We start from the raw sequence: 23,020 nt of genomic DNA, 5'->3' as shown, positions 1-23,020 counted from the left end.
CTCGCCGCCCCGCCCGCGGCGGCGGCGCCGGCCGCGCCCAAGGCGGCCACGCCCCCGATCGCCACACCGGCGGTGACGGCGGCGCCCGCGCCCAAGGCCGGGCCGCCCGTAACCAGGGCCGACGCCAGATTGGGAATGAACAGGGCCAGCATGGCCAGCAGAAGCGCCGCCACCAGAATGGTCAGGGCCTCGTAGATGTCGGGATTGGCGGACGGCTGCAGCTGGTCGAAGACCGTCTGGGCGCCCGAGATGACGATCGCCAGCGCCAGAACCTTGAGCCCCGAGGAGACGACATAGCCCAGCGGGCGTTCGGCGAGGAAGGCGGACTTGTTCCAGATGCCGAAGGGCAGGAGGACGAAGCCTCCCAGGGTGACGATCTTGAACTCCAGAAGGGAGACGATGATCTGCAGCGCCAGGACCGCGAAGGCCAGCAGGATGCCGATCATCGCCAGACCCAGGATCAGGGCGTCGGCCATATTGCCCACCACGTCGAGCGGATTGTCGACGGGAGCCGGGGTCTCGCCCAGTCGCTTCACGATCTCCCAGCCCTGGGCGAGGATGGCCCCGGGATTCAGCAACTCCTCCCGAGAGAGGGAGCCGCCGCCCGCCGTCAGGCCGAGTTCGAGAAAGCCGGCGTAAATGGTTTCAGACAGTTGCTGCCAGTCGTTGATCAGGAAGGCGAAGGCGCCGATCAACAGGACCTTGCCGAAGCCCGAGGCCAGGACCTCCCGGTTGGCCGACAGCGCCCACTGGAGGCCCGTCAGGGCCACGACCAGGACGATCAACAGGCCAAAGACGCCGTTGACCGCGCCCTGAAGGGAATCGAACCCGGCCGAGACGGTGTTTGAAAACACCACCATCAGCTCGTTGGGCGTCTCCACGCTGACCGCCATCGACCCGGCCTCAATCCCGGGCGTGAGACAGGGGATCGAAGGCGGGGGCCGCGGGCCGCCCTGCCGTCGCCGCCCACCGCGTCCGCCGCGCCGCCGCGCCGCTTGTTTCCTGGGCCGCCGCCCGAACCGTCTGTTCGGCCATGAGCCGCGACTGGGCGAGCATCAGGGTGCGCAACCCCGCAAGCTCCTCGGCGAGGACGGCCAGCAACTGATTGGTCGACTGGACCGCGGCGGTCTGGCCCTCGGCGGCCTGGGAGGCCGAAAGCGCGCCGGCGAGCCGGGCCTGCCGCGCTTCGCCCAGCCGCTGCAGTTCCGCTGCGGCCCGGGCGACGTCCTCGGCCGTGCGCCGGGCGTTGGCCGTGCGGGCCTCACCCTGCTGAAGCAGCCTCGCAAGGTCGACGCCCGAGAGATCCTCCGGATACAGCGTCTGAAACTGCTGCTCCAACCCATTGACGGATGTGGCCAATCCTCTCGCCGTGCGGGCCAGTTCGGCCATGTCCTGCAAGGACTGGTTCGAGCCCGCCAGATGGCTGTAGGGGGAGGCGGCCAGACTCCGCGCCTCATTGGCCAGGCTCTCCAACTGCCGCGCGGCCTGGAGCGCATTCTCGATGTGATTGCGCGGATCGAAGACGACCTGCTGGGCCGGAACGGGCGTCGCGGCCAGAAGGCTGGCGGCGACCAGGGCGGCGGCGAGGCCGGAGATCAGCCTATTCGGCCGCGAGCGGACGCGCGAAGGCGTCGAGGACGGAATCCACATTCTGCACTCCCTTGGCTTTGAGGAATTCACGGGCGAACCCGTCTTCGCCCGACCGGTCGAGAACGGCGTCGATCAGAGCCTGGTCCTCCAGGGAGGACGCCCCGCAAAGCGCGAGGGCCACGCCGGACAGGCGCAGGTCGAACAGCCGACGCCCCCGCGGCTGACGCCAGTAGTAGGCGCGCTTGGGCGTCGCGAAGGCGATCAGCTCGAGTTGACGCCGGTTCAGTCCGAAGCCGCGGTAGAGGTCGGCCGACGACGGCTCCAGCGCGCGCGGATTGGGCAGGAAGACCTGGGTCGGGCAGCTTTCGATCAGACTGGCGGCGATCGAGGAGGCCGCCACGTCGTCGAGGCTCTGGGTGGCGAAGACCACACAGACCCGCTTCTTCCTGAGCGTTTTCAGCCATTCCCGGATGCGGGCGGCAAAACCCGTCTCCCCGAGGAAGAGCCAGGCCTCATCGAGGATCAGCAGTGTCGGCCGGCCGACGAAACCGGCCTCCAGGGCATGGAAGAGGGCCGCAAGCACAGGGGCGACCGCTGACGGCGTGCCCATCAGGCTTTCGAGCTCGAAGGTGTCGAACCGGGAGGGGCCGAAAGCCGCCCCCTCCCCGTCCAGCAAGGCCCCGTGCGGCCCCTTCAGGGTCAGGGGTCCCAGAGCGGCCGCCACCGTCCTGTCCTGGACCAGGGCGCAAAAGACCGTCAGGGTGCGCTGGGCGACCGGAGCCTCGGCCAGGGCCGTCAGGGCGATCCAGATCTCTTCCCGGACCCGCGGGACCGGCTCCAGCCCGGCCAGCCGGACGGTCTCGGCGATCCATTCCGACGCCCAGGCCCGCTCATCGTCCTTATCGATGGCGGCCAGAGGCTGGAGCGAAAACCGCGCGCCGGGCTCCAGCGCCCGCCACCGCCCGCCTGACGCCAGGGTCGCCGCCCGGGCCGAGCGCCCCTTGTCGAAGAAAACCACCCGGGCGTCCGGGTAGCGAAACCATTGCAGGGCGAGAAAGGCCAGGAGCGCGGACTTGCCCGAGCCCGTGGGCCCCACGACCATGGCGTGGCCGACGTCGCCGACATGGAGGACAAGCCGGAAGGGGGTCGAGCCGGTCGTTCGCGCCGTAGCCAGCGGCGGGCCGTCCAGATGAGCGTCTCCGGCCGGGCCGGCCCAGACGGCGGAGACCGGCATCAAATCGGCCAGATCCAGCGTCGACACCAGGGGCCGGCGCACATCGGCATAGGGTTCGCCCGGCAAGGAGCCGAGCCAGGCTTCCACCGCATTGAGGTCCTCGGTCCGGGCGACCAGTCCTTGCGCATTGAGCGCCGCCTCGACCGCCCGCGCCCTGGCCGCCGCCCCCTCTTCCGAGGCGTCCATCACGGTGACGGTCACGGTCAGATAGCCGAAGGCGGCCGTCTCCGCGCCGAGAGACGCAATGGCGCCGTCGCACTCCTCCGTCTTGGTCGCCGCATCCGTATCGAGAAGCGGCGCCTCCTCCCGGGTTATGGCCTCGCGCAGGAGGACGCCGACGCCCTTGCGTTTGGCGAACCAGCGCTTGCGAAGTTTGACGATCTCACGCTCGGCCTCGGCCTTGTCCAGACCGATCCAGCGGCAGGACCAGCGATATTCGAACGGCAAGGCGCCCAGCCCATCCAGCAGGCCCGGCCGGGTCACCGTGGGCAGACCCCTGACCGAGACGACCTTGAGCCATCGGTCGCCCAGCCGGGGCGAAACCCCGCCGGTCAGCCCCGCATCGGCCAGCCAGGCGTCCAGAAACATGGGGGTCTCGGGCGGGCGCACCGCAAAGGACCGGGGGGAAACGCTCTCGTGGAGCCAGGTCAACAGATCCCCGTCCCCAAGCCGTTCGATCTCCGGCAGGGCGTCGCAAAGCAGATCGAGCATGGTGTCGGCCTCTCGCCGGAAGGCGGCGAGCGACAGTCTCCAGTCCTGGCCCGCTCTGGCCAGGCCATCGAACAGCCAGCGTTCCAGCATCCGGGTCTCGTCGGCCGGCGGCAGCCAGGTCAGGGCAAGACGGAACTCGGTCTCGAAGGCCGGATCGGCGTCCTCGAACCGGGCGCGGCGCTCGGCGTCGATCAGCCAGGCGACGTCGAGGTCGAACGCGCTTGCCGGGTACGCCGCGGCCGGGCGACGGCGCGCTTCCATATGCAGGCACCAGCCGGTGCCCAGCCGCTTGAGGGCGTTGTTGAGCCGGGCGCGCACCGCCATCAGCTCGTCTTCGGTCGCGGATTCGAGGTCCGGTCCGCGAAAGCGGAAGCCGCAGAGAAGGGAGCCGTCCTTGTTGAGCACCACGCCGGGGTCGACGAGCGCGGCCCAGGGCAGATGATCTGCCAGGGCGGCCGGACGGCGGCGATGTTCATCGAGGAACCGCATCGCCCTATCCGTCCAGATGACCGGGCAGGCGCAGGTGCCGGCGCAGGACATCGAAGAAGCGCCGGTCCGAACGCGCGGCCCAGAGACCCGCGGCATGGGCGACCGCCCACCACAGCAGGCCCAGCCACCAGATCCGGAGCGCGAGGCCCAGCATCAGGGCGATGGTGCCCATGGCGATCGCATAGTCTCGCGGCATCCCGGCCATCAGCACCGGCTCGGCCAGGGCCTGCGCCACCGGGAGATCCCATCCGTCGGGCGGCCCGGCATCGGTGGAGCGTCCCTGGGCCATCAGCCGATCTCCGCCCCGCCGGCGAAGCCGAAGAAGTCCAGGAAGAAGGTTGAGGCGGCGAAGGCGATGCACAGGCCGAACATGATGCCCAGGCCCCGGCGCATCGACGATCCGTTCTCGCTCATGGCGATCCCGGCCCCGAAGACCACGACGGCGACGACGGCCGCCGCCTGGACGACCGGCCCGGTGATGGACTCCACGATCTGCTGCAGCGGTCCTTCCCAAGGCATGCCCGACCCGCCGGCGAGCACGGGTCCGGCCGCCATCAGGCCGCACGTCATCATCGCGCCGAACAGGCGGCGCCGCGGTATCCGTTGCATATCTGCTGTCCTGTCATTCAGCGCATTTCAGCGCGTTACGACTCATTGCAAGCAAATCATCAGACCAGTTGTCAACAGGACTTCTGATCTTTATTATTAAGACTTATCGAGACTTGCCTTTGACTTGACTGGACTTGCGGATTCAAGCTCAACACTCACGTGCGTTCAAGTCTTGCGAACTCCGATATCGACTTACGGCAACACGGCTATACGTCTTCGATTTCACGGACTTGCCGGCGCCGCGACCTCGCCGGCGCGCCACCTGAGCCGGCGGCGTCGGCGACGCCCGGCGCATTGACGCCGTCAAGACACCGGCGCCTAATGATGACCGAACCCTGCGGGTCAGACCGGATGTGCAACGAATATCAGCTGATCCTGCCCTTCGACGACATCATCGAAGCCTTCAATCGAACGGGGAGTCGTCTGGTCTTTCCCGGCGGCATGCCCAATTTCGGACCGATGGCGAGCATCCGGATCGGCGACCGGGCGCCGGTCGTCACGACAGGCTCCGCCGGGCCGGAGGTCCATATGACCCCCTGGGCCTGGAAAGGTCCGGGCGGACGGCCGGTCTTCAACCTCCGCTCGGACGGGCGAAGTTTCGCCGGCGCCACGCGCTGCGCCATTCCCGCGGACGGCCTTTTTCGAGTTCACGGCGCCGGAGCCGGGCCAGAAGCGCAAAACGAAATGGCGGTTCGCCCTCGCCGGCCAGCCGAGTTTCTGGATTGCGGGCCTGGTCCGGGAGGGCGCCTTCGCCATGTTGACGACCGAGCCCGGGATCGACATCCAGCCCTATCACGACCGTCAGATCGTCCTCCTCGCCCACGATCAGGCAAGAGACTGGCTGCAGGCCTCACGTCCGGAAGCGGACCTCCTCAGGCCGTCGCCCGCCGGCGCCCTGACCGTGGAGAAGGTCTTTCCCTGAGAGGGGTGATGGAAGGCCCGCGACGGTCCCCTCATAAGCGCCGGATTTCAGCGCGATCCCGAACTGCGGTCCGGCCCAGAGCGCAATAGAGGCCGATGTCTCGAAACGGCCCCCGGTTCCTCTTCCTGAAGGCCGCGCCCCGGCGCGCAAGCTGTTAACGCCCGGAGCCTGGGGGCCCCGTCCTTCCTCAAGCGACGCTGCGCCCTCGAAGCCAACGGCTTTCGCAGCCGCAAGCGGCCCCGGCGAGACCGGCGCCGTCACAGACCTCGATGCGCCCCCGGCCGATCCGGATGATCTTTCGATCCTGCAAGGCCTGAAGACCTTCGTTGATCGTGGCGCGGCGCCGGCCGAGCAGGTCCGCCAGGGCCTGCTGTGTCACGGTCAGGCGATCCCGCCCCAGGCAGCCGTGGAGCGTCGACAGGAGGTCGGCCAGCCGGGCCCCGCCGCTGTGCGACATCAGACAATCCACCCGGGCCTTCAGCACCTGGGTTTGCCGGGCGGACGCGGCGGCGCGCGCCTCGGGATCGGACCGCGTCTCGCGATACTGCCCGTCCGTCAGCCAGAACCCTTCATCCAGGATCCACTCTCCGGCGCCCACGACGCGCGCGAGCCGGCCCGACACTGTCGTCTCGATGAAGACGCCGGCTTCGACGGTCGCCTCTCCGGCGTCGCCCTCCCGCCACCGCCCCTGCACGGCGGTCCGAAGCGGCGCGGAGCCAGGCTTGGGATCTTGAGAATCAGGCGCGTCGGTCATCAGGGCCGGTCCTGCGATTGACCCGCCCCTTGCGCATTAACATAGGTGAATCCGACACGGCCTTTTCAGCCTCAGGTCGGTTCCCTGTGCAGCCGCAAATAGGTCGGGTCGAACTCCGCGATCCCGGCGAGGCGCTCCCAATCGAGGATGGTCACGCGCCCCGCGACCCAGGTGATGATACCCTCGGTCCGCAGCTCCGAAACGAGCCGGTTGACGTGGACCGTCGAGAGACCCAGGGCGTCGCCCAGCACGGCCTGGCTGAGCGGCAGATCAAAGGCCCGGCTCTCGGCCTGGCCGACGACCTCCAGGCGCAGATAGAGTTCGCAGATCAGATGGCAGAGGTGCGCCAAGGCGCTGCGCCGTCCCATCGCCACCAGCCACTGACGGTGGATGGCCGCGTCGATCACCGTGTCGAGCCACAGCAGCCGGGCCAGATGGCCGTGATCGTCGATGAGCTTTCGCAGGTCGGCATGACTGGCGTGGACGATGGTGCAGTCGGTCAGGGCGACGATGCCGTGGTCCATCTGCTTCATCAGCAGGCTGTGCAGGTCGACGAAGTCGCCTGCCACATTGATCTCGGTGATCTGCCGCCGCCCATTCGCGAGTGTCGTATAGCGGGCGGTGAAGCCGCTCAGGATCAGGGTGCTCTGATCGACCCGGACGTGTTCGCTGACGATATCACGCCCTGCCGGCACGCGAAGGGCGGGCCCCAGGACCCGCCTCAGCGCTGCTTCCTCGTTGGCGTCCAGGACGTCGCGGCGCGCCAGCTTCTCGATCAAGGCGTTGGACATCAGATCGTCTCCTCAGGCCGGCCGCGGACCGAAACCGGCGCCCAGCTTAACCCATGTGAATCCCGCAACGCCGCCCGAGCGCTACGGTTCGCCCCCGCCTGCGTGACCCTCTCCTCGTATCCATGCGCGCCTTCCATGTCCTGATCCACCGAACCGGCCGACCGCCCGCAGAGCTATCGCTCCAACTGACGCCGGCCGAGGATATTCTGGCGCGGGCGGAGGCGGTGTTCGGACTATGGCCCGAAGCGATCAGGATCGAGGTGTTCGCAGACGGCGTGCCGATCCTCACACTCGATGGTGGGCGTTCCAGGCCCGGTCCAACACCTCATCCTAGTTGATGAGCGCCTGCGCGCGAGGGTCATCCGGCAGATCGTCCGAGGCCTTTGCCGTCAAAGTGACCACGATTTCCCGGCGTTCGTTGGTGGCGATGATACTGAACCGACGAGAGACCCAGAACTGCGGGCCATGATGCTGAAGCAGCTCGCCGAAGACGACCAGCGCCTCTTTGCGCGCCGCCTCATCATCGGGCAGCTCCTCTCCAAGGTCATCGCGAATACAGTCGCCATCGAGAGTGTGGAAGTAGTACCGGGCCATCGCAGTCTCCGTGGACCTGCAGAACCCCCCACCGACGCGCGCGTTCCCGCCCGGACCTTATGTCCCATGGCATGTCCCATGGCGGGGCGCCGCGTCCCAAAACCGCTCCCCCGAGGGCGAAACCCATGGCCCCGTCAGTCCGGTCCATCGGGGTTGGCGGCAAGTATCCGCGCCTTCAGCTCACGGCGGATGCCCAGACCGGTCAGCGCCGACGCCACTTCGCCGTGGCCGTAGCCCTCTTCCACCAGGGCCCGCCTCAACGTCTTGGTGGACTGGACCCGCCCGCTGTCCGCCAGGGCAAATGCGCGCTCAAGAAGCGGCGGCCGATCGCGCCCGTTTCGGGTCACCTGAATCCGCCTGCCAACCCGGCAAACCCTCCAGCCAGGGCGAGCGCGCCGATCAATAGCCAGACCCACAGCCAGGGGGTCCGGCGGAAAACTCTCGGTCTGGGGCGGCGTCGCAGGGCAGGTCTCTTCGGCAAGGCGCAAAACGCGTGATTTTACCTCAGGAGACGGTTCCATCAATCCGGGCGCGGACACAAGTCTGAAGGACAGAAGGCGGCTCAGGAGGCCTTTCGAGCGGCTTCCAGCTTCGATTGAAGCGCAGCGCGCCGTTTCGAGCGGTCCTGTTCGAGAGCCTGGCGCTCTGCGTTCAGGGCGGCGATGCGGCTTTCGATCTGCGCAATCCTGGCCTCGAACTCCACGTCGAGCGCCCCGATCCGCGTCTTCAGCCGCGAGATGGCCCGCCGCCGCGCCTCATCGCCGGCCTCCCGCCGCGGCTTACGCGGCCGGGCGACCTTGCCGACGTCGATCGTCTCGCCACGGACGACGACCTGGTTCGGGATCTTCAAGGCCGCATCATGATCCGGACCGTCAGTGATCTGGCGCGCCAGACCGGTCTGGAACAGATCCTGTTCGCTGCCCCAGGCCTGGAGCGCCTTGACGCGTGATGTCGCGGCTACCGTGAAGGCGTGAAGGCCGTCGGACCAGGTGAAGACCTTGAGCCTTGGCATGCCGGCCTCCGGATCAGGTGATCCGCTTGGCCGAAACCGGATCGCTGGCGGGGAAGGTCTCCTCCACCGCTTCGTCGATCAGGGCCTCCTGCCGGTTCTCCGCCTCGGCCGCATGATCCTTGAGCTGATCCGGCGTCCCGGCTTCACGCGGCGCCCGGACGGCATGCGGCGTCGAGGGATCGGCGTCGCGTTTGGGATGGTTTGTCATGGTTTCTCCTCCTGAAGGTTCCAACGTCCGTTTGAAGGTTCGGCGCCGACGCCTGCTTCCTCATCGGCGACGCCGCCGGGGCTGACGCCATGAGACCCGAGCCCCCCCATGACATAGACGCCATGGGCCGCCAGCGACCGGGCCAGGCGCTCGCGGTTTTCGGCGGCGAGAATCTGTCGCTTGCGGTCGCGGTCCATATGGTCAGGGTTTCGCGGCGGCGATGGAAAAGCGCCATTTCATGATCAGCACGCCCAAAGCCATGAGGAAGGCGCAGGCGTTGGAGACGACGATCGGCCAGGCGCTGGTGAGCAGGCCGTACGCGATCCAAAGCACAAAGCAGGCGACGGTCAGTGAATAGGTCTTCAGGCTGACTGAGTCGGCGTCCTTCTCTTTCCAGATCTTGATCATCTGCGGAGCGAAGCTGGTGATCGAACAGATCGCCGCCGCCGAACCGACCGCATTGGCGACGAGGGTGCTCATGCCCCCCGTCTCCAGGCCCGTCTCCAGGCCGTTCCGGTCATCAGCGTCATGACCGAACCCTTGCCCGTCAAGCCGCGCCCGTGTGCGGGCCCTCGGCGAACTCCTCGATCAGCTTCGCACAGAAGGCGGGCAGATCGTCCGGCTTGCGCGAGGTGACCAGACCCTGATCCACCACCACCTCTTCATCGACCCATTGGGCGCCCGCGTTGCGCAGATCGGCTTCCAGCGAGGGCCAGGAGGTTACGCGCCGGCCGTCCAGCGCCTCGGCGTTGATCAGGGTCCACGGGCCGTGACAGATGGCGCCGATCGGCTTTCCGGCTGCGTGGATGTCGGCGATGAAGGCGATGGCCATCGGCTCCAGCCGCAGGGCGTCGGGGTTGATCACTCCACCCGGCAGGACCAGGGCGTCATAGTTGCCGGCGAACGCCTCTTCCAGGGTCTGGTCGACCGGGGTCTTGTCGCCCTTGTCATGGTGGTTGAAGCCCTGGATTTCTCCGGCCTTGGGCGAGACGATCTCAACGGTCGCCCCTTCCCCCCTCAGGGCCTCGACCGGCTGGGTGAGCTCCACCTGTTCAAAGCCGTCGGTGGCCAGAACCGCCACGCGTTTTCCATTCAGTCGTCCAGCCATCGGTCTCTTCCTCAAAGCGCTGTGCGGGGTTGCGGGACTTCACAACGACGTCGCCGCGCGAGGGTTCAGTGCGGGTCCGGACACAGGCGATTTTCTGTGGTCCGTCGGTCCGTTCGAGGTTAGCGTTGGTATAAACAAGCGAGGGAAACGGGCATGCGCGCGGGATTTCTGGCCGTAGGGCTGGCGCTGACGGTTCTGGCTGGCTCGGCCATGGCGCAGGAGACCGGGAATCTCGACGACTTCGTCCAGCGCGCCAATCGGGTCCCGCTCAACGCCACCTCCATGCTTCGCCCCGACGCCTACAGGCTCAAGGGCGAGGCAGAGAGGAGCATCCAGACGGTCATGGGAGAAATCCGGCAGGCCCGGGCCGCGGGCCGACCACCCCTCGCCTGCCCGACCGATCGCATCTCGCTCGAGCCGCGCCAGTTTCTGGGCTTCCTCAACAGCATCCCCGCCAGCCGACGCCGGCAGATGTCGCTGAACGACGGCGTCCGCGCCTGGTTCGCTGACCGCTACCCCTGCCGCCCAGCCTGAGCCGCGTCTGCGGCCGTCTTCAGGCCGGTTGGCGATTGCCGCCGGTCGCCGCGAAGATCTGGCCGGTCGAATAGCTGAGCGCCGGATCGGCGGCGGCGACATAGAGCCCGGCGATCTCGGCGGGCTGGCCGGGCCGTCCGAAAGGGCTCGACGCGCCGAAATTCCTCAGCTTCTCGGGCGTGGCTCCTCCGCTGACCTGCAGCGGCGTCCAGAAGGGACCGGGCGCCACGGCGTTCACCCGGATCCCGCGCGAAGCGAGCTGGGTCGCCAGCCCTTTGGTGAAGTTGAGCACCGCCGCCCGGGTCATGGCGTAGTCCATGATGTCTTCGGACGGATCGCCGGCCTGTTCGGACGCGGTGTTCACGATCACCGCCCCCTCCCCCATGATTTCCAGCGCCGCCTTGGACAGCCAAAAGGGCGCATAGACATTGGTCTTGAAGGTCGCGTCGAAATCCTCAGCGCTGATGTCCGCGATCGAAGGCCGCGTCTGCTGGCGCGCGGCGTTGTTGACCAGGACATCGAGCCCGCCGAGCGCCTCTGCGGCTTCCGAAACCAGTCGGCGGCAGAAGGCCTCGTCGCGCAGGTCGCCGGGAATGGACACGCCCTTGCGACCCTCTGCGATGATCAGTTCGATGACCTCGCGCGCGTCAGGCTCCTCCTCGGGCAGGTGGTTGATCACGACATCCGCGCCCTCGCGCGCGAAGGCGATGGCGGCCGCCCGGCCGATGCCACTGTCGCCGCCCGTGATCAGGGCCCGCTTGCCGGTCAGCTTCCCGGAGCCCCTGTAGCTGGTCTCGCCATGGTCCGGACGCGGCTCCATCTTCGAGGCCAGACCCGGCCAGGGCTGCTTCTGGTCCGGGAACGGCGGGGTCGGATAGCGGGGCGTGGGGTTGGAGGCGGCCATGGGATCACTCCGGTCTGGTCCGCTTCAACCGCCTCGCAGGAGGAGGGGTTCCGTCCGCTTTCGGACGCAGGAACGTTCCGACTCTGAAGGGCTTAGGTTTTGATCCCCCACCCAAGACGAGAAGTTCGAATGTCCATCCTCGACAAGATTCTGGGCCGCGACGAAGACGCGCGGCGCGACACCCCCGCCAAGCCCGACATGATGATGGGCAAGGTGCTCGACACCCTGGCCGGTCTGGGCGGCAAGCCGATCGAGACGCTGTCGCCGCAGGAGGCGCGCCTGCAGCCGACCCCGACCGACGCGGTGAAGACAATCCTGCGCGAGACCATCAAGGACGAGGACCCGACGCTGGGCATCCAGACCCGCGACATCACCATCGACGGCGCCGCGGGTCCTTTGCAGGCCCGGATCTACAGCCCCAACCTCGACAGCGACGATCTCAAGCCCCTGGTCGTCTATTTCCACGGCGGCGGCTTCGTCATCGCGGACCTTGACGTCTACGACGGCGGCCCGCGCGGGATCAGCCGCTTCGCCGACGTCGTCGTCCTGTCGGTCCATTACCGCCAGGCGCCCGAGAACAAGTTCCCCGCCGCTCACGATGACGCCATCGCGGCGTACAAATGGGCTCTGGCCAACGCCCAGACCATCGGCGGCGATCCGCGCAAGGTCGCGGTGATGGGCGAAAGCGCCGGCGGCAACCTGGCCATCAACGTCTCCATCGCCGCCCGCGATCAGGGTTTGCAGGCCCCGGCGCATCAGGTGCTGGTCTATCCGCTGGTCGGCAATGACATGACGACCGAAAGCTATGTCGAGAACGCCGCCGCCAAGCCGCTCAACAAGCCGATGATGGAATGGTTCGTGAAGCACACCTTCAACGACCAGAGCGAAACCGCCGACCCGCACATCAATGTGGTCGGCGCCGCCGACCTGCGCGGCCTGCCCTCCTCCACCGTCATCACCGCCGAGATCGATCCCTTACGCACCGAGGGCGAGACCCTCGCCGAGAAGCTGGAGGCGGCCGGCGTCGACGTCCGGGCCAAGACCTTCAGCGGCTCGACCCACGAGTTCTTCGGCATGGGTCTGGTGGTGCCTGATGCAGCGGCCGCACAAACCTTCGCCGCTCACGACCTGAAAAAGGCGTTCGGCACCGCGATCCTGCCGATCTGATCGCGCGTTACCCGAGCATCGGAGGCGGGGCTCGCCCCGTCTCCGCTTCTTCGAAAAAGCCCCCACAGGACAACGCCATGAGCCTCTTTTCGAAAATCTGGGACAAGATCACCGGCCACAAGCCCAAGGCCGCGCCTACGGCGCCCCAGACGTCGCCCATCCCGCCCAGCGCGGGAACCGCGCCCCAGCCCGCCCCGACACCAGCGCCCGCCGCGCCGGTCGACGTCGAGGCCGTGCTGGAGGATCTGGCCGCGCAAAAGGACGGTGGCGGCAACTGGCGCACCTCTATCGTCGACCTGCTCAAACTGCTGGACCTCGATTCCAGCCTCGAGGCGCGCAAGGAACTGGCCGAAGAGCTGAACGTCCACGCCGGGGCGCACGGCTCGGCCGAGCAGAACATCGCCCTGTCCAGGGCCGTCTGGGCCAAGCTCGCCGAGAACGGCGGCCAGGTCCCCGCGTCGCTCCGCGACTGATCTGAAACTCTCCCGACAGCGAAACGGCCGGCCCCGCGAGGGACCGGCTGCTTTTGCATCTGACCTGAAGATCAGGTCCCGGTGCCGAAGCCGTTCGGCCCGCCGGCGCCGGCTGAGCCCTCGCCGCCGGTCGCGGCCTCGCCCGGCTCCTGGGCCGGCTGGTTCGTGCCGCCCTGATCAGGGCGCTTCGTGCCGGCGTCGCCGTCCTGGGGCATGTCCTTGCCGGCGGCGGGATCCTGTGTGACGTCTGTCATGAAAGCCTCCTGTTCCTTGCGCCGCAGCGACACCGCGGCTCTTCAAAGAAGATCTCCGGGCGGTTTGCGTTCCTGTGCCCGGTGGCGAACGCAGGCCCCCCACGCCGCTCGCCTGGTCGGCCTCGCCCCGGTCGTCCCCAGACCTGTCCCCAAGGCAAGACCTGTGGCGCCTTGACATTTTCCCTCGCCAAACAGAACAAAAAGGGAACATGATCCCTGACTTACCGTTCCCGATCTTATGCCGCAAACCTCCCCTCGCATCCTGGCTGCGTTGCGCGAGGAGATTGCGCGGCTGGAAGCCGGAGCGCGTGGGGACCGGTCCCATCTGCCGTTCGGTATCGAGAGCGTGGACCGTCGGCTGCCTGGCGGAGGTCTCGCCCTGGGCGCCCTGCATGAGTTCGCCGGCGGAGGCGACGGCGCCCTGCACGGATGCGCCCCCGCCCTGTTCGCCGCAGGCATCGCCGCGCGCACCCACGGTCAGGTGCTCTGGTGCGTGACGCGAAGCGATTTGTTCGCCCCCGCGCTCGAGCAGGCCGGCCTGTCCTCCAACCGCGTCATCTACGTCGAGGCCGAGGACGAGGCCTCGGTTCTGGCCTGTATGGAAGAAGGCCTGCGCCACCGGGGCCTGGGCTGTGTGGTGGGCGAGGTGTCTCGCCTGTCCATGACGGCGTCGCGGCGCCTGCAGCTGGCGGCCGAGAGCGCCGGGGTCACGGGTCTGGTCGTCCGCCGCTGGCGCAGGCCGGCCGAGGTCGCGGACTTCGGACAACCCACCACGGCCCTGACCCGCTGGCGGATCACTCCGCTCCCGTCCGCCGCCCTGCCCGTGGCCGGCGTCGGCCGCGCCCGGTGGGCGGTGGAGCTGATCCGATGCAAGGGCGGCGACAGCGCCGATTTCGAACTGGACGCCTGTGATGACCAGGGTCGTCTCGCTCTACCTGCCGAACTGGCCGATCGATCGCGCGCGCCGTCGACTGGGCGACGACGCGCCGCCGCCTGACCGGCCGTTTGTGGTGATCGGCCGTGTCGGGCGACGACGCAGTGTCGTGGCCGCCAATGTCGCGGCCATGCGCCAACGCGTCTACGCCGGTATGGCGGCGACACAGGCGCGCGCCCTGATCGCCGGTCTGATCGTGCACGACGCCGACCCCGGACGGGACCTCGCCGACCTGGAACGGCTCGCGCTCTGGGCCCTGCGTCGCTATTCGCCCGTCGTCGCGGCCGATCCGCCTGACGGTCTGGTGCTTGACGTGTCCGGCGCCGCCCATCGTCACGGCGGCGACCAGGGACTGGTCGACGATCTCGTCTCCCACTGCGCCGCCGTCGGCCTGACGGCATGCGCCGCCATGGCCGACACCTGGGGCGCCGCCCACGCGCTCGCCCGCCATGCGGCCCGCCCGACGCTGGTTCTTCCATGCGGTCATGGCGGACGGGCCTATGCGGCCTTGCCGCCCCGGGCGCTGCGGATCACCGATGATATCGGCGCCGCCCTGGCCCGGTTGGGTATCGACACCATCGGCGAGATCGAAGCCTTGCCGCGCGCCGCCCTGACACTGCGGTTCGGTCCCGCGCTGTTGCGTCGCCTCGATCAGGCCGCCGGCCGCGGCGCCGAGCCGATCGAACCGGTCGAGGCGCCCGAACTGGTTCAGGTCCGTCGGGTCTTCGCCGAGCCCATCGGCGCGCCGGAGACCCTGGCCCGCTATACGGTCAAACTGGTCGAGGCCCTGTGCGCGGCGCTGGAGACGGACGGTGTGGGCGCGCGAACCCTGGACCTGCGGTTTCACCGGGTGGATCGCCGCATTGAGGTGATCCGCACGCGCCAGGCCCGGCCGGTGCGCGACATCCGCCGTCTGTCACGATTGCTTTGCGACAAGCTGGAGACCCTCGATCCGGGCCTGGGCGTCGAGGCCATGGTTCTGGCCGCGCCCGAGGTGGAGCCCCTGGGCTGGAAAAGCGCGGGCGGCGACCTGACGGCGCCCCCCCCGTACGACGTCGGCGACCTCGTCGATATCCTGGCCAACCGGATCGGCGCCGGACGGCTCTACCGCCTCGCTCCGGCCCAGAGCGATGTGCCTGAGCGCGGCGTGCGCCGCATCGCGGCCACCGCCGCTCCCGTTGCAGAGACCTGGCCGATCCGCTGGCCGAGACCCGGTCGCCTCCTGCCCCGCCCCGAGCCCATCGCAGCGGTCGCGCTGCTGCCCGATCAGCCGCCAGTGGCCTTCACCTGGCGCGGCCGCCGGCGTCGGGTCAGATGCGCCGACGGACCCGAGCGCATTTTCGGCGAATGGTGGCGGCGTGACGGAGAACTGGACGCCGTGCGCGACTATTTCCAGCTCGAGGACGAGACCGGCGAACGCTTCTGGGTGTTTCGGCGGGGCGACGGCGAGCGACCGGCCACCGGGGACCTCACCTGGTTTGTTCACGGGATTTTCGGATGACCGCGCCGGCTGACCTGCCGTTGTTTCCGGGGCTCGCTCCGGCCGCTCCGGAGGGCTTCGACTACAGACCCCGGTTGATCTCGCCCGACATGGAGGGGGACCTGATCGACCGCTTCGCCTCGCTCGATTTCGAGCCGTTCGACTTCCGCGGTTTCAAGGCCAACCGCAGGATCGTCGCCTTCGGCTCCCGCGTCAGTGACGGGTCCGAGGGTCTGTCACACCCTGACGGGCTTCCACCGTGGCTTATCCCTTTGCGCGACGCGGCAGCCGGGTTCGCGGGCCTCACGCCCGACGCCCTGTCCCGGGCGCTGATCATCGACTATCCGCCCGGCGCCGGCATCGGATGGCATCGCGATCGTCCCCACTACGACCAGATCGTGGGCGTCTCCCTCGGATCGGCGGCGCCCCTGAGGCTCAGGCGACCGATGACGTCCGGCTGGGAGCGCAGGACGGTGCGCCTCGAACCCCGTTCCGTCTATCGTCTGGGCGGGCCGGTCCGGGAAGACTGGGAGCACAGTATTCCACCGGGCGAGACCCGGCGATACGCGGTGACCTTTCGCAGTCTGCGTTGAGCCCGCGGCACGGGGTTCAGAGGTCCGACTTCGCCGCCGACCGGATGGGCGTATAGGCCGTCGTGAACGCAGGGTCCCCAGCTGAAGGATCCGGCGTCAGATGGATATGGAGCTTCGCCGCCTCCACCGAGGCCTCCAGACCAAAGGCCTGTTCAGCCTCATAGAGGTCGTCCCGGTGCGGCTCCATCCAATCCCGCGCCCGCTTGACCGCCCTGGCCTTGGCCTGGGCGACGGTTTCCGCCACGACGAAGACATTGCGGTGACGTTCGACGAAGTCGGTCGCGTCATAGCCGCCGAGATTGACATAGAAGAGTTTGAGCGGCCCCTCCGCCGGCTCCGGCCGAAGCGAAACACGATAGCCGTCGGCGCGGTCGATCTCCGCCCAGCCGTCGATGTGCAGGCTGCCCGGCCGTCCCCACCATTGCGCTCTCAAGGCCGGATAGGTGGCTTCCAGCGCGGCCGCCACGACGAAACGGATGTCGTGGACCTCGATATTCGCGCCCGGATGCTCACCGCCGATATAGATCGCGAACAGTCTGGGCGTCATGCGGTCAGGGCCTTTCGGGGGATAGAGCGGATCATCCTATCGTCCCGAAGCGCGGACACCAGCGCCGCCGCGACGGTGCGGCCCATTTCCCAGGCGCTGGTCAGGCCCTGGGCGAACGGCCGGCGCGACATCAGGAACGGCAGGCTGATGCAGAACAGACGCCCCGCCGCAAGGCCCGGCGCGGTCACCTGAAAGGCGTCGTCGACGGCCACGCCCGGGCCATCGGCGCCGTCGCGCACCACCCCCTGTTCCAGCAGCGACAGGAAGGGGAACTGCAGGGCGCCGAGCGCCTGCTGGCCGCGCGCCTCGATCAGCACCGGAAACTCCAGTTGACGCCCGGCGATCGACAGGCGCGCGCCGCCGCCGGGACGGTCGAGCGACAGCTCATAATCTTCCCCCAGCGCCAGCACCTCCAGAACGCCTGCGTCGTGAAGCGCCAGAAGACGCGCGATGGCTTCGTGGGGCACGGCGCCGTAGTTGTCGACGAAGACCGGTTTCAGATGGCGCTCGAACCGGCCGCGCTGGTCCGGCGGCAGATGCGGGACGATGCGCCCGAAGACCTCATGCAGCCGCAGGATGGCGTCCCGCCAAGGCACCGTGGTCCGGCTCAGATGGTTACGGCGCGCCTCCTCGAGGTTGGCGCGGGCCCAGACAAACGGATCCTGCATCATCCTCGGCGCGAAATAGGCCTTGCTGAAGTCCTCCGGCGTCGCCTCGGCCAGTCCCATCTCCTCGACGTAGTCAGGGTCGGCCAGGACGAGCTCGCGTCGGGCCAGGGCGAAGGCGGCGTCGAGCAGATCGCCCTCCTCGCGCGCGATCAGGGCGTCGATCGCCTCGGCTGTACAGACCTTCAAGGGCGCATGCGGCAGCGGAAAATAGAAGTCCGCCTCCGGCAGCAGTCCCTTGCGCGACATCAGGGTCAGATGCAGCCCCTCGCCGCCGCTGCGTGGCCGGTATTCCAGCGCCCTCTCCTCGCCGACGAATTCGCCGTATCGCAGGGCCAGGGCGACCGCGACATCCATGGCGGTCAGGGACGATCCCCGCACCCCCACCCGGGTCGCGGGAACGGCGTCCAGGGTGGAGACCGGCCAGGGGCTGGGCAGATAGCCGGGCCGAGCCCGCCACTGCGACGGCCATTGATGCCCCGTCGCCAGAACGACGTGGTCGAAGCGTGCGCTGGCCGTCTGCGTGCCCGGTCCCTGGCTGGAAATCTGCACCCCGCCATCGACGATGCGGACATCGGTGACCTGCGCTCCGGTCCGCACCATGACCGGCCAGCCGCGGCTCCGGGCGCGCTCGACCAGTGCGTCGAACTGATCGGCATAGTAGTGGCCCAGAACCAACCGCGGATAGAAGCGGCGGTCGTCCAGATCTTGCGGCGCGAGGCCCATCCCGGCCAACCGGTCGACCGGTTGACGTTCGAGCCAGGCGATCAGGGTCTCGGTCACCCGCGGGATCTCGACACTGGCGATATTGGACAGCATGGCCGGCGTGTTCCGCTCCGGCGAATAGGGCGCGCCGGGGCCGGCGCGGCCCTGCGCCTCGAAAATCTCAAGTCTGAGAGGCGTATCGGCGTCCTCCAGCAACGCCGCCAGGGCGTAGACCGTGGAAGGACCCGCGCCGACGAAGGCGACGGCGGGGCTCATGGGCGCCCACGGTAACGCGCATCCCGATCGGCGGGGCTCACCAAGGCCGCGATGTCGGACGCGCGTCCGACGATGAGAATACGCAACAAGACGGTCTCCATTCGGTCTTCAGAAGTCCCCGAAGCCGATGCGGTTCCTAAGCCCGACGCCGGACACTGGCGCGAGGCGAAAGAGAACATTACAGGAACAGAGTGCATGAGACCCCGCGCTATGTCGAACTTCAGACGACCTCGCATTTTTCCTTTCTGCGGGGCGCGTCCAGCTGCGAGGAGCTGTTCAGCCAGGCCGCCGCCTGCGGAGTTGAGGCGATGGCGGTCGTCGACCGCAATTCCGTCGCCGGGATCGTGCGCGCCTGGGAGGCGTCCAGGATCACCGGCGTGCGCCTGATCGTCGGCTGCCGCCTGGATCTCGCCGAGGGGACGAGCCTGCTCGTCTATCCCACGGACCGTCCCGCCTATGCCCGGCTGTGCCGGTTGCTGTCGCTGGGCAAGCGGCGCGGCGGCAAGGGCCGGTGCGTCCTGGGATGGGCGGATGTCGCGGACCATGCCGAGGGGTTGCTCGCCGTCCTCGTCCCGGATGAGGCGGACGCGCGTTGCGCGGGGGACCTGGAAACCCTCGGCGCTCTGTTCCCGGGACGCGCCTATCTGGCCCTGACCCTGCGCCGCCGGCCGGGCGACGCGCTGCGTCTGCACCGGCTGTCCCGCCTGGCCGCGAGGGCCGGGGTTCCCACGGTCGCGACCAACGACGTCCTGTTTCATCACCCCGATCGCAGGCTGTTGCAGGATGTCGTCACCTGTATCCGCCATGGCTGCACCATCGACGAACTCGGTTTCCGGCGCGAGCGGCACGCCGACCGCTATCTGAAGCCCGCCGCGGAAATGCATCGGCTGTTCAGGGACTATCCGGAGGCTCTGGCCCGGACGCTGGAGATCGCCGACCGATGCCGCTTCTCGCTGGACGCGCTCCGATATCAGTACCCCGATGAGGTCTCGACCCCGGGCATGACGCCGCAGCAGACCCTGGCGCAACTGACCTGGGACGGGGCCGCGCATCGCTATCCCGAAGGCGTGCCCGGCAAGGTGAGCGCCGCCCTCAGGCATGAACTCGAGCTGATCGAGCGGCTCGCCTACGCCCCCTATTTCCTGACGGTGAACTCCATCGTCCGCTTCGCCCGAAGCCGCGACATCCTCTGCCAGGGCCGCGGCTCGGCGGCCAACTCCGCCGTCTGCTTCGTCCTGGGCATCACCGCCATCGATCCGGCCCGCAACGACCTGCTGTTCGAACGGTTCGTCTCCGAGGAGCGGCGCGAGCCCCCCGATATCGACGTGGATTTCGAGCACGAGCGCCGCGAGATCGTGATGCAGTGGGTGTTTGACACCTATGGCCGCGACCACTCAGCCCTGTGTTCGACCGTCATCCGCTACCGCGCCAAGGGGGCCATCCGCGATGTCGGCAAGGCGCTGGGGCTGCCCGAAGACCTGACCAAGGCCCTCTCCTCCCAGGTCTGGTCCTGGTCCGAGGACGGGGTCGAGGCCAGACACGCCCAGGCGCTCAACCTGAACCTGGAGGACCGTCGCCTTCGCCTGACGCTGGACCTGGCCCGCCAGCTCCACGGCGCTCCGCGTCACCTCTCCCAACACCCCGGCGGCTTCGTCCTGACCCGCGATCGGCTCGACGAACTCGTTCCGATCGAGCCGGCGGCGATGAAGGACCGTCAGGTCATCGAATGGGACAAGGACGACATCGACGCCCTGAAGTTCATGAAGGTCGACTGCCTGGCCCTGGGCATGATGAGCTGTATGAAGCGGGGCCTGGACCTGCTGAAGGTCCACAAGGCCATCGACCTCGACCTGGCGACCATACCGGCCGAGGACCCGCGCACCTACGCCATGATCCGCCGCGCCGACACCCTGGGGGTCTTCCAGATCGAAAGCCGGGCCCAGATGGCCATGTTGCCCCGGATCAAGCCGCGCACCTTCTACGACTTGGTCATCCAGGTCGCCATCGTTCGCCCGGGCCCGATCCAGGGCGATATGGTCCATCCCTATCTGCGCCGCCGCGAGGGCCGCGAGCCGATCGACTATCCCAGGCCCGAGCTGGAGGCGGTGCTGGGCAAGACCCTGGGCGTGCCCCTGTTCCAGGAACAGGCCATGCGCGTCGCCATCGACTGCGCCGGCTTCACCCCGTCCGAGGCCGATCAGCTTCGCCGGGCCATGGCGACCTTCAAATTCACCGGCGGAGTCAGCCATTTCCGGGACAAGCTGGTCAACGGCATGGTCGCCAGGGGCTATACGGAGGACTTCGCCGTCCGGACCTTCGGTCAGCTCGAAGGCTTCGGCTCCTACGGCTTCCCGGAAAGCCATGCCGCCTCCTTCGCCCTGATCGCCTATGCCTCGTCCTGGCTGAAATGCTGGCACCCGGACGTCTTCTGCGCCGCCCTGCTCAATGCCCAGCCCATGGGCTTCTACGCGCCCGCCCAGATCGTCCGTGACGCCCGCGAACACGGCGTCGAGATCCGCCCGCCCTGCGTCAACGCCTCACGCTGGGACTGCACCCTGGAGCCAACTGGAGCGCCGGACACCTGGGCCGTCCGGCTGGGTCTGCGCCTGATCCGGGGCCTGGCCAACGGCGACGCCGCCCGGCTCGTCGGCGCCCGGGCCGACCGGCCCTTCGTCTCGGTCGACGATCTCTGGCGGCGAACCGGGGCGCCCGCTTCAAGCCTCGTCCGGATCGCCGAGGCCGACGGCTTTCGGCCTGCCCTGGGACTGGCGCGTCGGGACGCGCTCTGGGCCATCAAGGCCTTGCGCGACGCCCCCCTGCCCCTGTTCGCCGCCGCCTCGGCGCGCGAAGAGGAGATCATCGCCGAGGTCGGTGAAGATCCGGTCCGCCTCAAACCCCTGAGCGAGGGTCATGAGGTGGTCGAAGACTATGGCCATCTGGGCCTGACCCTGCGCGACCATCCCCTCGCCTTTCTGCGCGCCGGTCTCGCCGTCGAGCGCTATGAAAGCTGCGCCTGGGCCGCGCAGGCGCGGGACCTGGCCTATGCCCGCATCGCCGGCCTCGTTCTCGTCCGGCAGAAACCCGGCTCGGCCAAGGGGGTGATGTTCATCACCCTGGAGGACGAGACCGGGGTAGCCAATCTGGTCATCTGGCCCAAACTCTATGAGGAGAACCGGGGCGTCATCCTCAGCGCCTCCCTGCTCGGCGTGCACGGCCGCATCCAGCGCGAGGGCGAGGTGGTTCACATCGTCGTCTACAAGCTGTTCGATCTCTCGGCGCGACTGACCACGATCAGCGGCCGGGACACGGACTTCCGCCTGACCACGGGACGCGGGGACGAGTTCGCTCACGGCGGCTCGCCCGATCAGCGCGACCTGCCGCCCCGGTCCGCATCGACCCACGCCTCCTCCGCCGATTCTCTCGCGCCCGGCCCGTCGCCCGCCAACCCGCCACCCGCGAGCAAGCCACCCGCCGGTCCCTCACCGGCGGGAATGGGCGCCCGCGACATCTACATCCCCGATCTGCACATCGACACGCTCAGGCTCAAGCCGCGCGACTTCCGATGAGGCCCAGGCGCCGTAAGACCGCTCCGGCCGGCGCCGGTGAAAGCCTGAGGCCTTTCGACACCCAGGCGTTCACCGCCTTGATCAGAGATCGACCTTGGCGTTGTCGCCCATCTGGGGCGCCGCGCCGGTGACCGCGGCCGCCACCATCTTGGCGAGGGCGACGGCCTTGCCGGGACTGTCCCACAGCTCGCCGTTTTCAGGCGTCAGGGTGAGAACCCGGATCGTGGGATCCTCGGCGTCTTCCCACCAAGCTTCATCCGCCTTGGTAAAGAGCTCTTTGATCTTGCCACGATCATTGCTCAGCGCCGCCTGGCCCGAGATCAGGACGTATTTGTAGTTGGCGTTGTCCGCCCAGGCGCACGAAACCGTCGGGAAGCGATCGATCTGGCTGTTCTTTTCTCCGGCCTCATCGACGAGGAAATAGATCCGGTGTTCGTCCTTGCGGACACGCGCGGACAGAGGCCGGCTGCGCTGGTCGGCGCCGTCCCAGGTGGTCAACATGCAGATGTCGATCTTGTCCGCGAGCTCCCAGATGCGCTCGCGCACCTCCTCGGGGGATTTGGGGTTGTCGTCCTGCCGCTCTTTCACGGGCCTCTCCTGTGCTTTGAGCCGGATCAACGCCGCCGCTCGCCGGACGTTGCCGCCCGAAGCCCCCTCCTGACGCCCGGATCGGAGCCGTGACGTCACGCCCCGGAGAGGCTCCGGACGCGGACCGCATCAAAGAGGTTGAGGGATCGACCAGAAAAACGACCAGGCCGCCCCGGTCAGACACCGGACGAGGACCTCCGGCGTTCTTACCGTCCAGTGTGAACCCTGTCGGAGGTTATGAATTTCCCCATCATGGAGACCCCCGAGGACTGTCTGAGTCTCGCCGAGGCCCTGGAGGCGCTCGCTTCAGAT

General features: G+C 68.3%; 26 protein-coding genes and 1 pseudogene. 8 read left to right on the top strand and 19 right to left on the bottom strand.

Translation table 11 applies throughout. The annotated features are described in order from the left end of the window. From trbL to AC1ROD_RS07985, 5 genes are all read right to left on the bottom strand, one after another. Positions 1-893 (bottom strand): P-type conjugative transfer protein TrbL (trbL, locus tag AC1ROD_RS08005; RefSeq protein WP_492947712.1); only part of this gene is annotated, 893 nt, incomplete at its 3' end. Positions 894-903: 10 nt separating this feature from the next. Beyond that, on the bottom strand, positions 904-1,650 hold the full coding sequence (locus tag AC1ROD_RS08000) for a TrbJ/VirB5 family protein (protein ID WP_492947711.1): 747 nt from the start codon (positions 1,648-1,650) through the stop codon (positions 904-906). Next, positions 1,601-4,024 carry a conjugal transfer protein TrbE gene (gene trbE, locus AC1ROD_RS07995; protein ID WP_492947710.1) on the bottom strand — a complete coding sequence of 808 codons (2,424 nt, stop codon included), beginning with the start codon at positions 4,022-4,024 and terminating at the stop codon, positions 1,601-1,603. The genes AC1ROD_RS08000 and trbE overlap by 50 nt, the downstream gene beginning before the upstream one ends. A gap of 4 nt (positions 4,025-4,028) precedes the next feature. Beyond that, the gene (locus AC1ROD_RS07990; protein ID WP_492947709.1) at positions 4,029-4,313 is read right to left on the bottom strand and encodes a VirB3 family type IV secretion system protein; all 285 of its coding nucleotides are present in this window, start codon (positions 4,311-4,313) and stop codon (positions 4,029-4,031) included. Next, a complete protein-coding gene (locus AC1ROD_RS07985) occupies positions 4,313-4,633 on the bottom strand; it encodes a TrbC/VirB2 family type IV secretion system protein (RefSeq protein ID WP_492947708.1) in 321 nt (106 codons plus the stop codon). The genes AC1ROD_RS07990 and AC1ROD_RS07985 overlap by 1 nt, the downstream gene beginning before the upstream one ends. Positions 4,634-5,318: 685 nt before the next feature. Here AC1ROD_RS07985 and AC1ROD_RS07980 point away from each other — a divergent pair. Next, positions 5,319-5,555 (top strand): annotated as a pseudogene (locus AC1ROD_RS07980) (SOS response-associated peptidase family protein); the annotation flags it as partial. Positions 5,556-5,742: 187 nt separating this feature from the next. Here AC1ROD_RS07980 and AC1ROD_RS07975 read toward each other — a convergent pair. The 9 genes from AC1ROD_RS07975 to AC1ROD_RS07935 all read right to left on the bottom strand — a co-directional run bounded on the left by AC1ROD_RS07975 (position 5,743) and on the right by AC1ROD_RS07935 (position 10,022). After that, positions 5,743-6,309, bottom strand: coding sequence for a Crp/Fnr family transcriptional regulator (locus AC1ROD_RS07975; protein WP_492947707.1), 567 nt, complete (start codon positions 6,307-6,309; stop codon positions 5,743-5,745). A 71-nt stretch (positions 6,310-6,380) separates the two neighbouring features. Further along, entirely contained in the window at positions 6,381-7,100 is a 720-nt protein-coding gene (locus tag AC1ROD_RS07970; RefSeq protein WP_492947706.1) for a Crp/Fnr family transcriptional regulator, read from the bottom strand. 330 nt (positions 7,101-7,430) lie between these two features. Next, positions 7,431-7,694 carry a DUF6894 family protein gene (locus AC1ROD_RS07965; protein ID WP_492947705.1) on the bottom strand — a complete coding sequence of 88 codons (264 nt, stop codon included), beginning with the start codon at positions 7,692-7,694 and terminating at the stop codon, positions 7,431-7,433. Positions 7,695-7,828: 134 nt separating this feature from the next. Beyond that, positions 7,829-8,041 (bottom strand): hypothetical protein, encoded by a 213-nt coding sequence (locus tag AC1ROD_RS07960; protein WP_492947704.1) that lies wholly within the window; start codon positions 8,039-8,041, stop codon positions 7,829-7,831. Between the two features lie 215 nt (positions 8,042-8,256). Beyond that, entirely contained in the window at positions 8,257-8,706 is a 450-nt protein-coding gene (locus AC1ROD_RS07955) for a hypothetical protein (protein ID WP_492947703.1), read from the bottom strand. A 13-nt stretch (positions 8,707-8,719) separates the two neighbouring features. Beyond that, positions 8,720-8,914 (bottom strand): hypothetical protein, encoded by a 195-nt coding sequence (locus AC1ROD_RS07950; RefSeq protein WP_492947702.1) that lies wholly within the window; start codon positions 8,912-8,914, stop codon positions 8,720-8,722. Beyond that, the gene (locus tag AC1ROD_RS07945; protein WP_492947701.1) at positions 8,911-9,111 is read right to left on the bottom strand and encodes a hypothetical protein; all 201 of its coding nucleotides are present in this window, start codon (positions 9,109-9,111) and stop codon (positions 8,911-8,913) included. The genes AC1ROD_RS07950 and AC1ROD_RS07945 overlap by 4 nt, the downstream gene beginning before the upstream one ends. A gap of 4 nt (positions 9,112-9,115) precedes the next feature. Next, the gene (locus tag AC1ROD_RS07940) at positions 9,116-9,394 is read right to left on the bottom strand and encodes a SemiSWEET family sugar transporter (RefSeq protein WP_492947700.1); all 279 of its coding nucleotides are present in this window, start codon (positions 9,392-9,394) and stop codon (positions 9,116-9,118) included. Positions 9,395-9,461: 67 nt separating this feature from the next. Continuing rightward, a complete protein-coding gene (locus tag AC1ROD_RS07935; protein WP_492947699.1) occupies positions 9,462-10,022 on the bottom strand; it encodes a type 1 glutamine amidotransferase domain-containing protein in 561 nt (186 codons plus the stop codon). A 153-nt stretch (positions 10,023-10,175) separates the two neighbouring features. Between AC1ROD_RS07935 and AC1ROD_RS07930 the strand changes: the two genes are divergently transcribed. After that, a complete protein-coding gene (locus AC1ROD_RS07930; RefSeq protein ID WP_492947698.1) occupies positions 10,176-10,556 on the top strand; it encodes a hypothetical protein in 381 nt (126 codons plus the stop codon). Positions 10,557-10,575: 19 nt separating this feature from the next. Here the strand turns inward: AC1ROD_RS07930 and AC1ROD_RS07925 are convergent, their stop codons facing one another. Then, positions 10,576-11,460, bottom strand: coding sequence for an SDR family oxidoreductase (locus AC1ROD_RS07925; RefSeq protein ID WP_492947697.1), 885 nt, complete (start codon positions 11,458-11,460; stop codon positions 10,576-10,578). A gap of 129 nt (positions 11,461-11,589) precedes the next feature. On the opposite strand from AC1ROD_RS07925, the gene AC1ROD_RS07920 reads away from it, so the two are divergent. Then, on the top strand, positions 11,590-12,627 hold the full coding sequence (locus AC1ROD_RS07920; protein ID WP_492947696.1) for an alpha/beta hydrolase: 1,038 nt from the start codon (positions 11,590-11,592) through the stop codon (positions 12,625-12,627). 77 nt (positions 12,628-12,704) lie between these two features. Continuing rightward, positions 12,705-13,100 (top strand): DUF3597 domain-containing protein, encoded by a 396-nt coding sequence (locus AC1ROD_RS07915; protein WP_492947695.1) that lies wholly within the window; start codon positions 12,705-12,707, stop codon positions 13,098-13,100. A gap of 71 nt (positions 13,101-13,171) precedes the next feature. Here the strand turns inward: AC1ROD_RS07915 and AC1ROD_RS07910 are convergent, their stop codons facing one another. Further along, the gene (locus AC1ROD_RS07910; RefSeq protein WP_492947694.1) at positions 13,172-13,354 is read right to left on the bottom strand and encodes a hypothetical protein; all 183 of its coding nucleotides are present in this window, start codon (positions 13,352-13,354) and stop codon (positions 13,172-13,174) included. 238 nt (positions 13,355-13,592) lie between these two features. Here AC1ROD_RS07910 and AC1ROD_RS07905 point away from each other — a divergent pair, with 238 nt between their 5' ends. Genes AC1ROD_RS07905 through AC1ROD_RS07895 form a run of 3 tightly spaced genes read left to right on the top strand, consistent with a single transcriptional unit; the run spans position 13,593 to position 16,361 of the window. Continuing rightward, complete coding sequence (locus tag AC1ROD_RS07905) at positions 13,593-14,351, top strand: ImuA family protein (protein WP_492947693.1); 759 nt, start codon at positions 13,593-13,595, stop codon at positions 14,349-14,351. Beyond that, positions 14,266-15,789, top strand: coding sequence for a Y-family DNA polymerase (locus AC1ROD_RS07900; RefSeq protein WP_492947692.1), 1,524 nt, complete (start codon positions 14,266-14,268; stop codon positions 15,787-15,789). Before AC1ROD_RS07905 ends, AC1ROD_RS07900 begins: the two co-directional genes overlap by 86 nt. Further along, positions 15,786-16,361 carry an alpha-ketoglutarate-dependent dioxygenase AlkB gene (locus AC1ROD_RS07895; protein WP_492947691.1) on the top strand — a complete coding sequence of 192 codons (576 nt, stop codon included), beginning with the start codon at positions 15,786-15,788 and terminating at the stop codon, positions 16,359-16,361. Before AC1ROD_RS07900 ends, AC1ROD_RS07895 begins: the two co-directional genes overlap by 4 nt. 16 nt (positions 16,362-16,377) lie before the next feature. Here the strand turns inward: AC1ROD_RS07895 and AC1ROD_RS07890 are convergent, their stop codons facing one another. Both AC1ROD_RS07890 and AC1ROD_RS07885 read right to left on the bottom strand, forming a co-directional pair. Beyond that, positions 16,378-16,908 carry a DUF1543 domain-containing protein gene (locus AC1ROD_RS07890; RefSeq protein WP_492947690.1) on the bottom strand — a complete coding sequence of 177 codons (531 nt, stop codon included), beginning with the start codon at positions 16,906-16,908 and terminating at the stop codon, positions 16,378-16,380. Further along, the gene (locus AC1ROD_RS07885; RefSeq protein WP_492947689.1) at positions 16,905-18,554 is read right to left on the bottom strand and encodes an FAD/NAD(P)-binding protein; all 1,650 of its coding nucleotides are present in this window, start codon (positions 18,552-18,554) and stop codon (positions 16,905-16,907) included. Before AC1ROD_RS07885 ends, AC1ROD_RS07890 begins: the two co-directional genes overlap by 4 nt. 191 nt (positions 18,555-18,745) lie before the next feature. Here AC1ROD_RS07885 and AC1ROD_RS07880 point away from each other — a divergent pair, with 191 nt between their 5' ends. Continuing rightward, positions 18,746-22,120, top strand: coding sequence for an error-prone DNA polymerase (locus AC1ROD_RS07880; protein WP_492947688.1), 3,375 nt, complete (start codon positions 18,746-18,748; stop codon positions 22,118-22,120). An 81-nt stretch (positions 22,121-22,201) separates the two neighbouring features. On the opposite strand, the gene AC1ROD_RS07875 is transcribed toward AC1ROD_RS07880, so the two are convergent. After that, positions 22,202-22,708 (bottom strand): pyridoxamine 5'-phosphate oxidase family protein, encoded by a 507-nt coding sequence (locus AC1ROD_RS07875; protein WP_492947687.1) that lies wholly within the window; start codon positions 22,706-22,708, stop codon positions 22,202-22,204. Positions 22,709-23,020: the final 312 nt, after the last annotated feature.

This window comes from Brevundimonas sp. GW821-FHT12E07 (assembly GCF_058807035.1).
The sequence above is the reverse complement of the archived record's forward strand: the minus strand, read 5'-3'. Positions and strand labels throughout refer to the sequence as shown.

What these genes read in the sequence shown, in the direction of transcription:
- AC1ROD_RS07985 (WP_492947708.1), bottom strand. Translation starts at nt 4,633, where the DNA reads ATGCAACGGATACCGCGGCGCCGCCTGTTCGGCGCGATGATGACGTGC.
- AC1ROD_RS07890 (WP_492947690.1), bottom strand. Translation starts at nt 16,908, where the DNA reads ATGACGCCCAGACTGTTCGCGATCTATATCGGCGGTGAGCATCCGGGC.
- AC1ROD_RS07945 (WP_492947701.1), bottom strand. Translation starts at nt 9,111, where the DNA reads ATGGACCGCGACCGCAAGCGACAGATTCTCGCCGCCGAAAACCGCGAG.
- AC1ROD_RS07925 (WP_492947697.1), bottom strand. Translation starts at nt 11,460, where the DNA reads ATGGCCGCCTCCAACCCCACGCCCCGCTATCCGACCCCGCCGTTCCCG.
- AC1ROD_RS07915 (WP_492947695.1), top strand. Translation starts at nt 12,705, where the DNA reads ATGAGCCTCTTTTCGAAAATCTGGGACAAGATCACCGGCCACAAGCCC.
- AC1ROD_RS08000 (WP_492947711.1), bottom strand. Translation starts at nt 1,650, where the DNA reads ATGTGGATTCCGTCCTCGACGCCTTCGCGCGTCCGCTCGCGGCCGAAT.
- AC1ROD_RS07970 (WP_492947706.1), bottom strand. Translation starts at nt 7,100, where the DNA reads ATGTCCAACGCCTTGATCGAGAAGCTGGCGCGCCGCGACGTCCTGGAC.
- AC1ROD_RS07885 (WP_492947689.1), bottom strand. Translation starts at nt 18,554, where the DNA reads ATGAGCCCCGCCGTCGCCTTCGTCGGCGCGGGTCCTTCCACGGTCTAC.
- AC1ROD_RS07935 (WP_492947699.1), bottom strand. Translation starts at nt 10,022, where the DNA reads ATGGCTGGACGACTGAATGGAAAACGCGTGGCGGTTCTGGCCACCGAC.
- trbE (WP_492947710.1), bottom strand. Translation starts at nt 4,024, where the DNA reads ATGCGGTTCCTCGATGAACATCGCCGCCGTCCGGCCGCCCTGGCAGAT.
- AC1ROD_RS07900 (WP_492947692.1), top strand. Translation starts at nt 14,266, where the DNA reads ATGACCAGGGTCGTCTCGCTCTACCTGCCGAACTGGCCGATCGATCGC.
- AC1ROD_RS07940 (WP_492947700.1), bottom strand. Translation starts at nt 9,394, where the DNA reads ATGAGCACCCTCGTCGCCAATGCGGTCGGTTCGGCGGCGGCGATCTGT.
- AC1ROD_RS07905 (WP_492947693.1), top strand. Translation starts at nt 13,593, where the DNA reads ATGCCGCAAACCTCCCCTCGCATCCTGGCTGCGTTGCGCGAGGAGATT.
- AC1ROD_RS07895 (WP_492947691.1), top strand. Translation starts at nt 15,786, where the DNA reads ATGACCGCGCCGGCTGACCTGCCGTTGTTTCCGGGGCTCGCTCCGGCC.
- AC1ROD_RS07990 (WP_492947709.1), bottom strand. Translation starts at nt 4,313, where the DNA reads ATGGCCCAGGGACGCTCCACCGATGCCGGGCCGCCCGACGGATGGGAT.
- AC1ROD_RS07955 (WP_492947703.1), bottom strand. Translation starts at nt 8,706, where the DNA reads ATGCCAAGGCTCAAGGTCTTCACCTGGTCCGACGGCCTTCACGCCTTC.
- AC1ROD_RS07965 (WP_492947705.1), bottom strand. Translation starts at nt 7,694, where the DNA reads ATGGCCCGGTACTACTTCCACACTCTCGATGGCGACTGTATTCGCGAT.
- AC1ROD_RS07920 (WP_492947696.1), top strand. Translation starts at nt 11,590, where the DNA reads ATGTCCATCCTCGACAAGATTCTGGGCCGCGACGAAGACGCGCGGCGC.
- AC1ROD_RS07950 (WP_492947702.1), bottom strand. Translation starts at nt 8,914, where the DNA reads ATGACAAACCATCCCAAACGCGACGCCGATCCCTCGACGCCGCATGCC.
- AC1ROD_RS07910 (WP_492947694.1), bottom strand. Translation starts at nt 13,354, where the DNA reads ATGACAGACGTCACACAGGATCCCGCCGCCGGCAAGGACATGCCCCAG.
- AC1ROD_RS07975 (WP_492947707.1), bottom strand. Translation starts at nt 6,309, where the DNA reads ATGACCGACGCGCCTGATTCTCAAGATCCCAAGCCTGGCTCCGCGCCG.
- AC1ROD_RS07930 (WP_492947698.1), top strand. Translation starts at nt 10,176, where the DNA reads ATGCGCGCGGGATTTCTGGCCGTAGGGCTGGCGCTGACGGTTCTGGCT.